The sequence below is a fragment of the Nitrospiraceae bacterium genome (assembly GCA_019637075.1).
In the GTDB taxonomy this organism is placed as follows: Bacteria; Nitrospirota; Nitrospiria; order Nitrospirales; family Nitrospiraceae; genus JAHBWI01.
On record JAHBWI010000001.1, the window covers coordinates 485,776 to 498,774 of the forward strand.

Consider the following 12,999-nt stretch of genomic DNA (forward strand, 5'->3'; position numbering starts at 1 on the left):
TTGGATCACCAGGTGGATGTCAGACCCGGTGACAGGCTGCCAGTGAAAGAAGATGAGTTGATACGGTCCTCTCGGGCCACTATCATCCATCGCGTTATACAATTATCACACGGACGGTAACGCATCAAGCGTTACCGCGATTCCAACAAAATCGACTTCCAGCCAATTTTCCAATAACTTATCTTCCGTTCCCGCTCGGGAACCCCTAACAAAAACCCGTAGTCATCGCATCATGTGTCGTCCCTGACGATGAAGGGATCGATATCCAAGGCCCGCCTGAGGTGGGCTGCCGCCTGCTCAGCCTGGCTTTCGTCAGTGAAAGATCCGGCATAGACACGGTATCGCCGTCCAGCCGGAAGATCGACCCCGATGATGCGAGAGCCGGGATAGGCACCCTTCAGCCGTTCAACCAACGCCTGGGCATTGGCGGGGTCCGCAAACGAGCCGACCTGGACCCGCAAGACGCCCAATTCCGCCCCCCGTCCCTGGTAGTCGATCACTTTCAATTCGATCTCCTCGGTCCCCCGCCCGACCATCCCCAAAGCTTGGGCTCCGGCCAGCGAGAGGTCGAGGATACGGCCGCGAGCGAACGGGCCCCGGTCGTTGATCCGCACCGTGACTTGCCGCCCCGTGCTGAGTGACCTGACCAGCGCCACGGAGCCCAGGGGCAATGTCCGATGGGCCGCCGTCAGTTTGTGCATGTCGTAGACTTCCCCGTTGGCGGTCCGGTTGCCATGAAATCCGGGACCATACCAGGACGCGCTGCCGCGCTCGATGAACCCAAGCGGATAACCGGGAGGATAGATGGGGCGGCTCTGGCCCCAGCCGGCACACCCTCCGAGAAGACTGGTGAGAAAAAGAACGAGCAGGAGAGGAAGAAGACGCTGCGTCAGTGTCTTCTCCCCCTCCATCGTGAGGTCGGTTAGAATTCGTCGAGGGATTGGGTCCGCAGGACCCCAAGAGCCTTCGTGGTATTCGAGACCGTCAGCACCACGATGGCGCGTTTTCCTTCGCGGGACGGGGTGCAATAGCCGCACTTGATGTTGATGCGGGCCCTCGTCAGCGAATCCGCCACTTGCTTCAGCGCCCCCGGCTTGTTCTCCAAACTAAGGATCAGCGCCGTTTCTTCCCGAAACTTAATCTTGGCTTTCCTGAGCGCGATGCGGGCTGCGTCAACATCCGCCACGATCAGCCGCAACTTTCCCTGCCCGGTCACTTCCGGCGCGGAAAAGGCCTTGATGTTGACTCCGGCGGCCCCGAGAACGGCCGCGACTTGGGCTAGCACTCCCGGCTTACTCTGCCCGCTGACGGCAAACTGCGTGGTTGTCGGCATCGGCTCCTCTCCTCTGATGGTTCAGATCAACGATGACCTTCGCGTTTGTACCCGTAGAGCCATCTGGCGGTAGTGCCCCCGATATTCCTCACGGTATGGGGGATGCGGGCTGGGATGACAATTTCCTCTCCCACGGCCGGCCGCACCAGGCGCCCGCCGAATTCCAGTTCGAGGCGCCCTTCGAGAACCAAGACCAGCTCATCGGTCGCGTGGGCGTAATCCTCCCACACTTGCCCGGGCGGATCAACCCAAACATCACAACTGAAGCCTCTTGCACGCCACCGCTCGGCAATCTCCTCGCGGGCAACCATGGATGATTCACCGCTCATCCCAATATCCCGATCAAACTGCCGAGGGGATGCAGCTGCAGGCACCGCATCCCCTCGTCCTAGATCATCAGGACAGCGACTGCGGCGTCACTACGAGCAGCCGCTGGTTTCGCCGCAGGTCATGCACTTCAAGCATGTGCCGTTACGCACAAGCGTGAACTGTTTGCAATTCTGACAGGGATCGCCTTCGTAGCCCTTCTCCCTCGCCTCCTGCCGCACCGAGGTCACGGTCAAGGTCTCCCGCTTCAGTTCCAGCTTATGGGCGACACTGCCGTTCCCGTGGCCATGGCCGTTGCCATGCCCATGGTCGTGCAGACCGTTGCGGCGCGGCAGATGCTCGGTGAGGATCGACGACTTGGCCAAGGCCGTCATGTCCACTTCCTCGGCCACGCATTCCGGGTCTTGATCGTCCTTTTTCATCGAGTCCATCCGCAAGTCTTCTTCCTGCACCTGCGCGAGATCCTTCCGCTCGAGGTAGGTGATCGCCAACTCGCGGAAGATGTAGTCGATGATGGACGTCGCCATCTTGATGCGATCGTTCAGCTTGACCGGCCCGTTCGGCTCGAACCGGGTAAAGACGAAGGCCTCGACGAATTCCTCCAGCGGCACACCGTGCTGCAAGCCGAGTGAAATGGCGATCGCGAAGTTGTTCATCAGGCTGCGGAACGCGGCGCCTTCCTTATGCATGTCGAGGAAGATCTCACCGACCGTCCCGTCTTCGTACTCGCCGGTCCTGATGTAGAGCTTGTGACCGCCGATGATGGCCTTTTGGGTATAGCCGCTGCGACGCGCCGGAAGCGGCCGCCGTTTGGCCAAGTACCGAACCAAGACGCGTTCTGCCTGTTTTTCTGCTACCTGCGCGACGCTGGGCGCCGCTTCCACCGCTTTGCCCGAATCGGATGACGCGTTCAACGGCTGGCTCAGCTTCGACCCGTCGCGGTAGAGTGCCACCGCCTTCACCATGCTCTTCCAGGCGAACATATAGGCCGCCTTCACGTCCTCGAGCGTCGCGTCGGCCGGCATGTTGATCGTCTTGCTGATCGCCCCGCTGATGAACGGCTGCGCCGCCGCCATCATCCGAATGTGGGCGTCGACCGCGATATACCGCTGGCCTAGACGCCCGCAACGATTGGCGCAATCGAAGATCGGCAGATGCTCCGTCTTCAGATGCGGCGCCCCCTCCACGGTCATGGTGCCGCAGCAATAGTCGTTCGCGGCGACCACATCCTCCTGGGTGAAGCCGAGGTGTTTGAGCATGTTGAACGTCGGATCGGCGATCTGCGCTTCGGTGATGCCGAGTTTCTCCCGACAAAATTCCTCGCCGAGCGTGAATTTGTTGAAGGCGAAATGGATCTCGAACGCCGCCCCGAGTTGCCCCTCCAGCCGTTCGAGCGCCGCCTCGTCGAAGCCCTTCTGACGCAACGTGTCGTGATTGATGAACGGCGCGCCCTTGAGCGTCTGCCGCCCCACACAGTAGCCGACGATATCCTCGATCTGGACGTCGTTGTAGCCGAGCGCCGCCAAGGCCGGCGGAAGACTCTGGTTGATGATCTTGAAATACCCGCCCCCCGCCAACTTCTTAAACTTCACCAGCGCGAAGTCCGGTTCGATGCCGGTGGTATCGCAATCCATGACGAGCCCGATCGTGCCGGTCGGGGCGATAACGGTGACTTGCGCGTTCCGATAGCCGTAGGCGGCTCCCAATTCCAACGCGCGGTCCCAGGCGCGTCGCGCCGCCAAGAGGATTTCCGGCTGGCAATGTTCCGGCTGAATTGCCATCGGCCTGATGGTCAAGCCTTCGTACTCGTGTTCCGCTGCGCCGTAAGCCGCGCGCCGGTGGTTCCTGATCACGCGCAGCATGGATTCGCGGTTCTTCGCATAGCCGGGGAACGGGCCGATTTCGGCCGCCATTTCCGCCGACGTCGCGTATGATTCACCGGTCATGATCGCGGTGATCGCGCCGCAAAGAGCCAGCGCCTTCGGCGAATCGTAGGGAATGCTCTGCCGCATCAGGATCGTACCCAAGTTCGCATAGCCGAGGCCGAGCGTCCTGAACTCGTAGCTCTTCTGCGCGATGGAACGGCTGGGGAACGACGCCATCAAGACGCTGATCTCCAGCGCGACCGTCCAGAGCCGCACCGCATGCCGGAAAGATTCGAGGTCGAATTCGCCCTCGGCATTGAAGAACTTCGACAGGTTCAACGAGGCCAGATTGCAGGCCGTGTCGTCTAGGAACATATACTCCGAGCAGGGGTTCGACGCGTTGATCCGTCCATCCTCCGGACAGGTGTGCCACTCGTTGATCGTCGTGTCGTACTGCGTCCCGGGATCGGCGCAGATCCAAGCCGCCCAGGCGATTTTGTCCCACAGGTCGCGGGCCTTGACCGTCTTGATCGCCTTGCCGTCGGTCCGCCGGCGCAGTTCCCAATCGCCGTCCCGCTCCAAGACTTCGAAGAAGCCGTTCGGAATCCGGACGCTGTTGTTGGAATTTTGCCCCGACACGGTCTGATACGCCTTGCCGTCCCAATTCGTGTCGTATTCATGGAAGACGAAATGGGTGTAGCCCTGCTTGGCGTAGTCGAACATGCGCAGGAGGTAGGCCTCGGGGACCATGTCCCGACGGGCCGCCGCTACCGCCTCCCGCAAGGGCTGGTTCTTCTTCATGTCCAGTTCGACCTGGCTCTGGCCGTCGTTCCCCTTGAGGGTGCAGGCCTTGAGCACGCCGTTCAAACGCTGCGCGCACACCTTCGAGCCGGTCACCATCGCGGCGACCTTCTGCTCTTCGATCACCTTCCAATCGATGAACTCTTCGATGTCGGGGTGGTCGAGGTCGAGGCAGACCATCTTGGCCGCCCGCCGCGTCGTCCCGCCGGACTTGATCGCGCCGGCCGCTCGGTCGCCGATCTTAAGGAAGGACATGAGCCCGGAGGACCGTCCGCCGCCCGACAATGGCTCTCCGTCTCCGCGCAACCGCGAGAAGTTCGTGCCGGTCCCGGAGCCGTACTTGAATAGCCGCGCTTCGCGCACCCACAGGTCCATAATGCCGTTCTCATTCACCAGATCGTCCTCGATCGATTGAATGAAACAGGCATGCGGCTGGGGATGCTCGAAAGCGTTGGCGGCCTTCACCACGTCACCGACCTTCGGGTCAAAATAGAAGTGGCCCTGCGCCGGCCCCGTCAAGCCATACGCGTAGTGCAACCCGGTGTTGAACCACTGCGGCGAGTTGGGGGCGGCCATCTGATAGGCCAGCATGTAGCACATCTCATCATGGAACGCGGTGGCGTCTTCCGGGGTCTTGAAGTAGCCGTGATTCTTGCCCCAGAACGTCCAACAACCGGCCAGCCGCTCGAAGACCTGCCGGGCATCCCGCTCACCGGTCGTGACAGGCTTCCCTGCGGCATCGACCATCGGCTTTCCTGCCGCATCCAACTGCGGCACCCCGGCCTTGCGGAAATACTTCTGGGCCAGGATGTCGATGGCCAGCTGCGTCCAGGATTCCGGAACATCTATATTCTCGAGTTTGAACACGGTCGATCCGTCTGGATTCCGGATCTCCGAGGAGCGCTTGACGAATGCAAGACCCTCATAGGGGCTCTGCCCACGCCTGGTGAATCGCCGTTCAATCCTCACTGGTCCCTCCTTAGCGATTAGGTGCCGAGCGATTGGTACTGGTTGAGTGTGAAGCTGCTGTGAAGAGCTGAAACGCAACCGGAAAGGGGTCTCATCCTTGACGTGACCGCTGAACCAACCCCCTGCAAGCGCACTATATATAGCTATTCAAAAAACCTGTCAAACAAAATGTTGTGGTTTGACTGTGAAATGAGGGGATAAGCTGGTGATAGTCAGGAAGGCAGAATTGACGCCGGTTTCAGACGATTTTTGGCGAGTTATCCACAAGTTGACCGGGGCCAAAAGGAGGGAAAGTCTCTGGTAGAGCCATTTTTCTTCTCACTACGGTCAAAAGGCCAGTCGACCGACCTTCAGAGTCACCTCATCGACACCTCGGATCGGGAGAAAATGCTCGGCCACACCAAGCACCAACACCCGTTCATCCAGCACATGTGTCTCGAAAAGGCTGAAGAGTCCCCAATTTCGTCTCGTGCTGTTGGGGCGCACGACGCTGTCGACCAATTGGATGCCTCGCGCGCGAAAAATTCCCTTGATGAGGTTTTGCTCGGCGCGCGACGCCCCTTGATCCATCTTTTCGATTTCTGCCGCCAACCGCACCTCGACGAACCGGACATATCCGTCCATCGTCGGATTCGTCGCGGCAAGGGCCACCGCGGCCGCCAGTCCTGCCGCAAGAAGTGCCAGGCGGATCAGGCCTCCACGGCTCTGCGTGACGCCGGCCCGAGATGCCGACATCCGCGACGTCGGTTTGACAATTGGACTTGGCATGTTTAGCTTACGCCCAATTTCGGCGGGCCTTTCGCCCGTCCTTATTGCCTACGACTGCCATGAGGAGGGCACTATGTTCGTGTGGAACAAACGTCTCGTCGCGGGATTACTCGGGGCCTTCGTCCTGTTGCTCGGAGTCTTTCTCCTCCAAGGCTCGCCCGATTCCAGCAGCGGGTTGAAAATCCACACCACCCGCTGGATGGCGCTCAACTATGCAGGCCTGATCGTCTGGGTGTTCATCTGGATGTTCGATCAGGCCCGGGTCCGCGGCAAGAACGTGTTGCTGTGGCTCGTCCCGTTTGTGTTCGCCCCCCTGCCCACCCTGATGCTGTTCGTCCTCTTTCTGCAGCGAAAACTGAAATAGCGAGTTGTCTTAGCAGGACACACTCGCCTCGTATGCCTCTTCAGTGAGCACGGCATGGGCTTCGACTGGGCGGCGCAGATGCCAGAGCATCCAGAGCCCCGGAACCGCAGCCAAAAACGTCACGAAGAAGAACGGCCCCCATCCCATGAGACCCACGAGTTTCGCCGCGGGCCAGCCGAGAAAGACACGCCCGAGTGCTTCCACCGAGGACAGCAGCGCAAATTGGGTAGCGGTATATCGGTGATCGCACAGGGACATCACCAACGCCACAAAAGCCGCCGTCCCCATTCCACCCGTCAAGTTCTCGAACCCCACCGCAAAGGCCATCACCGCATAACTTTTCCCCACCCAGGCGAGCCACATAAACGACAGGTTGGAAACCGCCTGCAGCAGGCCGAATACGAAGAGGCTGCGAAAGAGTCCCATGCGAGGCATGAGGCTCCCTCCGATGAATGCGCCGAGAATGGTTGCGCCGATGCCCATCGCACGGATCAACCCGATATCCTCGGACGTAAACTCCATGCCGCGGAGCAGGAACGACGTCGTCAAGGCGCCGGCGAAGGCGTCCCCTAATTTATACAGCACGATGAGCCCCAGCAGCGCGCCGGCCATAGGGCGGGTGAGAAACTCCTGCAACGGCCCCCAGACCGCCTCCTGCATCGACTTCGGCCCTTCATGGACCTGCTCCGGCTCGGGCGCCATGAGAATCGTGATCAATCCCAGCAGCATCAGCCCGGCCATGCAGAGATAGGACGCGGGCCAGCCCATCCTGGAAGCCAGGATCAACGCGAGAGAGCCTGACGCAATCATCGCGAGACGGTAGCCCATGACCCAGGTAGCGGCGCCGAGCCCCCGCTCATCCGGTTTCAATAGGTCGGTGCGGTAGGCGTCGAAGACGATGTCTTGCGAAGCGGAAAGGAAGGCGACGCCCAAGGCCAATCCCGCGAAGACTTGAGCCCCGGCCAAGGGGCCGAGCAGCGCCATCGCAGCGAGGGCCAAGGCCAGCCCGAACTGCGTCAAGATCATCCAGCCGCGCCGCCGACCAAGCCAGGGCGGCACCAGCCGGTCCATGACCGGAGCCCACATGAATTTCAATGTATAAGGAAGGCCGACGTAGGCAAACAGTCCGATCGTGCTCAGGTCCAGTCCTGCCTCGGTGAGCCAGGCCTGAAGCGTTCCCCCGGTCAGGGCCAAGGGAAGACCGGAAGCAAAGCCCAACGGCAACATGAAGCCGAGTCGAGGACTCCAGAGGCTGCGAAGTGTGGCTGCGCTCATCGGATCAACAAGGTCTCACGATCATAGACGGCAGCATATCACCAACCCACTGGTCATGCGCGGAGAATCGTGAAAGCATGCCCTTCGAGACTCTCACGAACGGCGCGCGGACGATCGCAGAGAAGTCGCGTCTGCACGGCTGTCTGATTGCGGCTTCGGAGCTTGGAATGCCGGGAGCACTCCAGGAGGGTGCAGGGAAAGAACGACTTGAATGGAAAACAACCCGGGAACGGAAACGGACTCAGCACTCCTGCCCGTTGAAACGGCAGGGCTTGTAGCGGGCAATGTCGAACTCGATGTTTTCCTGGTAGACGCGTTCGTTGCCGTTCACGCCGTCCTGCTCCGGATCGTTCCACATCGTGTGGTCCCACCAATAAAACAGCGGATACTGCTCCGTGTAGTACACCGGATTGCCATAGTTGCTGCGAGAATACTCTTGAACCATCCTCGCGGTGATGTAGTCCACCTTGCCGTCTCCCTTGAGGGAGAACAACATGATGAACATGCGGGCCTCGTGATCGTAGAGTTCGTCGATGCGCGTGCTGACGTCCGGCTCGAGGGGCAAACTTTCTTTGGACCAGCCGGCACCGGTCGGGAGCAGCAAAAGCAGTCCAAGAATGAGGCTGGCGGCGAAGGGACCTTTCGTCATCGCTCCGAGTTCCTTGTGATGTCCGTCTCGGGCATGTTTTGTCATCGTACCATTCGCTTTTGCGCCTCTTCAAGAAGTGGAAGCAGATTTCCCTCTGCACCTTGCCTTGCCGTGCGAATCCTTGGCCTCTTATAATCGCGACCTATGTCCGATCAGACTCCTCGCGCCTCGCTACATACCCTCGGCTGCCGCCTCAGTCAGTCGGAGACGTCCATGATGGGCGATCTCCTGCGCAAGAAGGGCTATCGGCTCGTCGAGTTCGGCGAGGACACCGATCTGCTCGTGCTCAACACCTGCTCCGTCACCGAGAGCGCCGAAAAGGATTGCCGCTACGCAGTCAGGAAAACGCTCCGCCATTCGCCGCAAGCCTTCGTTGCCGTCACCGGCTGTTATGCCCAGACCGGCGCAGCCCTGCTCCAATCGATCCCAGGGATCGACCTGATCGTCGGAACCGAATTCAAGATGAAGCTCCCGGAGTATCTGCCGCCGCCAAAGCACCTGCAGAAGAGGACCGCGCCGGAGCTCCAGCACAGCCGAACCATCGACCGGGAGGATTTCATCCTACCCGGCACCGCCTACTCCGACTCGACCCGGGCGCTGCTGAAGATTCAGGATGGCTGCGACTTCATGTGCAGTTTCTGCCTGATTCCGTTTGCCAGGGGCCGCGAACGCAGCCGGGTCTTGATCGACGTCCTTCGTGAAGCCAAGGAATTGACCGACGCAGGCTATCGAGAGCTGGTGTTGACCGGAGTGAATATTGGGCGGTACCGGCAGGAAGGGGCATCGCTCGTCGATCTGCTCCGCCAGCTCGAGGCAATTTCGGGCGTCGCGCGAATCCGGATTTCTTCGATTGAACCGACCACCGTCACCGAAGACCTTCTCGAGCATATGGCTCACTCTTCGAAAGTCTGCCGCTATCTCCACATCCCCCTGCAAAGCGGCGATGACCGGATCCTGGAGGCCATGAACCGGCGATACAATCTCCGCGAGTACGAGGCCCTGATGGACCGGGCCCTGGCATTCATGCCCGATGCAGGCTTCGGAACTGATCTGTTGGTCGGCTTCCCCGGCGAGGACGAAGAATCATTCGAGCGCACAAGAGAGGCGGCAACCCGACTCCCCTTCTCCTACTTCCACGTGTTCAGCTATTCGGAAAGGCCCGGAACTGCCGCAGCCAGGCTGGAATCGTCATTGTCCCCCGGAACGGTGCAGAAAAGGCGTCAGATCCTGACCGAGCTTTCCCGAGAAAAAGCCCTCAGCTTCTCCCAACGCCATATCGGGCAGACCTTACCTGTCCTCTTCGAAAAGGGAGAGCGACAGGGGTTGCGCACCGGAACAAGTGGGAATTTTTTGCGCGTTGGGCTGGCCAGCAAACTGGACCCGGCCGGCACGATACAGGATGTCACGATCACCGGTATAATGGACGGCCTCGCCGTCGGAGAACTCTCCCCAACGGCGAAGCACGATATAAAGGCACCCCTTGCGATGGTTGCACGATGACCTCTTCGGCTAAACCACCTACAGTCCATATCGAAACCTACGGCTGCCAGATGAACGAGTACGACACGGAATTGGTCCGGTCGCTCCTTCGAAAGGCCGGGTTCGAGTTCACCGAGGATCGGGAGCGGGCCGACGTGATCCTCATGAATACCTGCGCCATCCGCGAAAACGCCCATAACAAGGTGTTCGGGCACCTGTCGGAATTGAAAACCATCAAGGAACAGCGCCCGCTCGTAGTCGGAGTCCTTGGCTGCATGGCACAAAATCTCAAATCCGAATTGACGGAGAAGCAGCCGCTGGTCGATGTGCTCGCGGGCCCGGACGCTTACCGGCAACTCCCGGAGCTGCTGACCAGCGCCCTGGCGACTCAGGAGCAGGGGCTTGCCCGGCGCGGACTCGCCGTCGATCTGTCGGAATACGAAACCTACGACGACATCCTTCCTGAACGGGACGGAGGCATCAACGCCTGGATCGCCATCATGCGGGGCTGCGACAACTTCTGCAGCTTCTGCGTGGTGCCTTACACGAGGGGACGGGAGCGGTCGCGCGACCCCCAAGGCATCGTGCGTGAAGCGGAAGCAGCTGCGGCTCAGGGCCATAAACAGATCACGCTGCTCGGCCAGAACGTCAACTCCTACCGCTTTGATGACTGGGACTTCGCCAAACTGATTTTAGCGGTAGCTGAAGTGCCGGGAATCGAGCGGGTCCGGTTCACCTCGCCGCACCCCAAAGATTTTCCGGAGAACCTGCTGGATGCCGTGGCCGGCCACCCCAACATTTGCAAACACATCCATCTGCCGCTCCAATCCGGCAGCGACCGGATTCTCGAAATGATGAACCGAACCTACAGCCGCAAGGACTACTTGAGCCTGGTCGAGCGCATCCGTCGGCGACACCCCGGCATTGCCTTGACCACGGACATCATCTGTGGCTTCTGCTCGGAAACCGAGGACGAGTTCATGGATACCTACCGGACCGTCCAGGAAGCCCAGTACCACTCCGCCTACATCTTCAAGTATTCGGAACGGAAGAACACCATTGCCGCCCGCAAGTTCCCCGACGATGTCCCCGAAGAGGTCAAGGGTGAGCGGGTCAGCAGGCTCGTAGACCTCCAGCGCCCGGTCACTGCCTCGTTCAACCGCGCCGTCATCGGCCAGACCCTTCCGGTCATGGTGGAGGGCGATTCCAAACGTTCAGCCGAACAATGGATGGGACGGACCGATACGAACGTCACCGTCATTTGGAACAAGAGCGACGCCCCCGTCAGCCTGGGAAGCCTCCAGCCCATCACGATCCACGACGCCAACGCTGCGGTCCTGCTCGGACGGCTGGAACGGCGCGCAGCGAGAATCTGAATCCCTACGGCAAATACCTGGTCTTTCATATCTCCTGTTTCATCTCTCGCAGAGAGATGGATTCTTGATGACGGTGCAGACAGCCCGTCGGCCTGATTTGAATCGCTTCACGCTTCACGAGATACATCTTCTCCCCCACCACCTGTGCCACCCTGTGCTTGCCGGTACAACCTCGGACACCCCTGCCCAGTCTTGGACAGGGGGATGCCAATTTTTCGACGTCCCGTCGTCAGACTGACACACTTCGCTATGGTTCTATTCAAGTGGATGGTTCGAATGTCCTCACAGCGGCCGTTGGGATCAGACTCCCTCACGATGCCATTTCGATCCCCGTAAAACCAACAAGTTAGGACAGCTACTCTCCCTGCAGCCGGATCACCGGAATCCCCGTATTCCAGGCTGACTTAACGCAGCCGGATCTCTCCCCAAGACAACCGATAAGTACCTGGAAAGAGGGCATAGCCCTTGCTTGACCACTGACATCACTGACTATTCACAAGGCCCTCAACCACCAACCAGCCCCAGAGGATTCCCATGAAGAAGGACACCGCCCGGATCCAAACCGAAGAGGCCCCTCGCGGCCTGAGCCTGGAAACGATTATCGCCGTAGGTGTGTTTGGGTGGATGGCCTTAGGCATGGTGATGATGGGCCTGGGGATTTGGTAACAAACCTCGCGCCGTATTCGCTCCAGTTAAGATCCGTGTCGCCGGCCCGCGTGGCCCATCCGAAGAGGAGTACCCCGATGCAGCTCCAGCCGAAGCCTTCATTCCACCGAACCACCCTGCGTACAAGCCTGTTGAGCCTCGCACTCATGGCTTCGGTCGTCTCCGGCTGCGCCTCTTCGTCCTCGACGATGCCGTCTCCCGAAGTCCGACAAACTCAAGGTTCAGTGCGCTTGGAAGAAGTCGCCGATTGGTCTTTCGAAGCCGCACACCCCTTCTCGATCGATACGCCCTCGTTGAGCCAGATCCTCCGGGGCGTGATGATCGCGGAGGCGCAATCCGATCTATCGAATATGCCCGTGGATGGCAGCAAGCCGATGAGAGTGTTCAGCGATGAGGACGTCCAGTATCTCGCTCCCCTGCTGGCCCAAGCGTTGTCTCAAGCGAAACCCGAATACGTGGTCGCTTTTCGACTGTCCTCATCGGCAGGGTCAGGCTCTGAACCCACCACGGGCATCCTTTACGCCCAGAACGACCAGCTGTATGTCACCATTACGTCGCACAAGGGCAGCCTCGCAAAGATCGATCCGGCCTTCATGACCGATGGTCGACGGGCGCGCCTGATCACCTTTGCCGATGAATCGGCCGGACGGATCGAACAGACTCCCTCCTCCCTCTCGCAAGGGAACGCCGCGCAAAAGTCGTTGGCGATCAACTACGCTCAATTCACCAAGCAAGAGCCGGCGCAGCCCGTCGCCCAAGCCCCGCTCTCGGCCCCCGTAGCGACTGCCCCTGCTGCACCTGCGGCCTCACCCGTCGTTGTCGCTGCCGCAGTTGAGGACTACCACCGCAAACGAGTGACGGCAGGCAAGGAACCGGCCCCGGAGCCGGTGAAGAGCCAGGCCGTGGATGCTCAAGGTTCCGACGAAGCACTCGGGAAGGCGAAGCAGGATTTGGAGGAGGCGCGTCAGGCGATCGCTAAGAAAGACGCCAAGATCAACGCCCTCCGGCGCGACCTCGAGTCTATGCGGGTCCAGTTGGAAACCATCGATAAGGAACTGCGGGCGGTGAAGACCAAGCAGGCGCCGAAGCGCGAGAAGAAGGGCATCGCCGAGTTGAGCATCCGCTGA

General features: G+C 60.1%; 11 protein-coding genes. 4 read left to right on the forward strand and 7 right to left on the reverse strand.

What is annotated here, in order from left to right; translation table 11 throughout:
• Window positions 1-230: 230 nt before the first annotated feature.
• From KF814_02315 to KF814_02335, 5 genes are all read right to left on the reverse strand, one after another.
• Window positions 231-911 (reverse strand): septal ring lytic transglycosylase RlpA family protein, encoded by a 681-nt coding sequence (locus tag KF814_02315; GenBank protein MBX3234962.1) that lies wholly within the window; start codon window positions 909-911, stop codon window positions 231-233.
• An 11-nt stretch (window positions 912-922) separates the two neighbouring features.
• Window positions 923-1,333, reverse strand: coding sequence for an ACT domain-containing protein (locus KF814_02320; protein ID MBX3234963.1), 411 nt, complete (start codon window positions 1,331-1,333; stop codon window positions 923-925).
• A gap of 26 nt (window positions 1,334-1,359) precedes the next feature.
• Window positions 1,360-1,662, reverse strand: a complete 303-nt coding sequence (locus tag KF814_02325; protein MBX3234964.1) for a cupin domain-containing protein — start codon at window positions 1,660-1,662, stop codon at window positions 1,360-1,362.
• A gap of 90 nt (window positions 1,663-1,752) precedes the next feature.
• Window positions 1,753-5,295 (reverse strand): vitamin B12-dependent ribonucleotide reductase, encoded by a 3,543-nt coding sequence (locus tag KF814_02330; GenBank protein MBX3234965.1) that lies wholly within the window; start codon window positions 5,293-5,295, stop codon window positions 1,753-1,755.
• Window positions 5,296-5,622: 327 nt separating this feature from the next.
• The gene (locus tag KF814_02335; protein ID MBX3234966.1) at window positions 5,623-6,063 is read right to left on the reverse strand and encodes a DUF4359 domain-containing protein; all 441 of its coding nucleotides are present in this window, start codon (window positions 6,061-6,063) and stop codon (window positions 5,623-5,625) included.
• A 73-nt stretch (window positions 6,064-6,136) separates the two neighbouring features.
• Between KF814_02335 and KF814_02340 the strand changes: the two genes are divergently transcribed.
• Window positions 6,137-6,427 (forward strand): hypothetical protein, encoded by a 291-nt coding sequence (locus tag KF814_02340; GenBank protein MBX3234967.1) that lies wholly within the window; start codon window positions 6,137-6,139, stop codon window positions 6,425-6,427.
• A 9-nt stretch (window positions 6,428-6,436) separates the two neighbouring features.
• On the opposite strand, the gene KF814_02345 is transcribed toward KF814_02340, so the two are convergent.
• Both KF814_02345 and KF814_02350 read right to left on the reverse strand, forming a co-directional pair.
• A complete protein-coding gene (locus KF814_02345; protein MBX3234968.1) occupies window positions 6,437-7,702 on the reverse strand; it encodes an MFS transporter in 1,266 nt (421 codons plus the stop codon).
• Between the two features lie 241 nt (window positions 7,703-7,943).
• Complete coding sequence (locus KF814_02350; protein ID MBX3234969.1) at window positions 7,944-8,351, reverse strand: hypothetical protein; 408 nt, start codon at window positions 8,349-8,351, stop codon at window positions 7,944-7,946.
• A gap of 144 nt (window positions 8,352-8,495) precedes the next feature.
• On the opposite strand from KF814_02350, the gene mtaB reads away from it, so the two are divergent.
• From mtaB to KF814_02365, 3 genes are all read left to right on the forward strand, one after another.
• Window positions 8,496-9,851, forward strand: a complete 1,356-nt coding sequence (gene mtaB, locus KF814_02355; protein MBX3234970.1) for a tRNA (N(6)-L-threonylcarbamoyladenosine(37)-C(2))-methylthiotransferase MtaB — start codon at window positions 8,496-8,498, stop codon at window positions 9,849-9,851.
• Window positions 9,848-11,206 (forward strand): tRNA (N6-isopentenyl adenosine(37)-C2)-methylthiotransferase MiaB, encoded by a 1,359-nt coding sequence (gene miaB / locus KF814_02360; protein ID MBX3234971.1) that lies wholly within the window; start codon window positions 9,848-9,850, stop codon window positions 11,204-11,206. Before mtaB ends, miaB begins: the two co-directional genes overlap by 4 nt.
• 743 nt (window positions 11,207-11,949) lie before the next feature.
• A complete protein-coding gene (locus tag KF814_02365) occupies window positions 11,950-12,999 on the forward strand; it encodes a hypothetical protein (GenBank protein MBX3234972.1) in 1,050 nt (349 codons plus the stop codon).

Bases quoted from the DNA above. Each gene is read 5' to 3' on its own strand.
- KF814_02315 (MBX3234962.1), bottom strand. From the start codon at position 911: ATGGAGGGGGAGAAGACACTGACGCAGCGTCTTCTTCCTCTCCTGCTC.
- KF814_02320 (MBX3234963.1), bottom strand. From the start codon at position 1,333: ATGCCGACAACCACGCAGTTTGCCGTCAGCGGGCAGAGTAAGCCGGGA.
- KF814_02325 (MBX3234964.1), bottom strand. From the start codon at position 1,662: ATGAGCGGTGAATCATCCATGGTTGCCCGCGAGGAGATTGCCGAGCGG.
- KF814_02335 (MBX3234966.1), bottom strand. From the start codon at position 6,063: ATGCCAAGTCCAATTGTCAAACCGACGTCGCGGATGTCGGCATCTCGG.
- KF814_02340 (MBX3234967.1), top strand. From the start codon at position 6,137: ATGTTCGTGTGGAACAAACGTCTCGTCGCGGGATTACTCGGGGCCTTC.
- KF814_02345 (MBX3234968.1), bottom strand. From the start codon at position 7,702: ATGAGCGCAGCCACACTTCGCAGCCTCTGGAGTCCTCGACTCGGCTTC.
- KF814_02350 (MBX3234969.1), bottom strand. From the start codon at position 8,351: ATGACGAAAGGTCCCTTCGCCGCCAGCCTCATTCTTGGACTGCTTTTG.
- mtaB (MBX3234970.1), top strand. From the start codon at position 8,496: ATGTCCGATCAGACTCCTCGCGCCTCGCTACATACCCTCGGCTGCCGC.
- miaB (MBX3234971.1), top strand. From the start codon at position 9,848: ATGACCTCTTCGGCTAAACCACCTACAGTCCATATCGAAACCTACGGC.
- KF814_02365 (MBX3234972.1), top strand. From the start codon at position 11,950: ATGCAGCTCCAGCCGAAGCCTTCATTCCACCGAACCACCCTGCGTACA.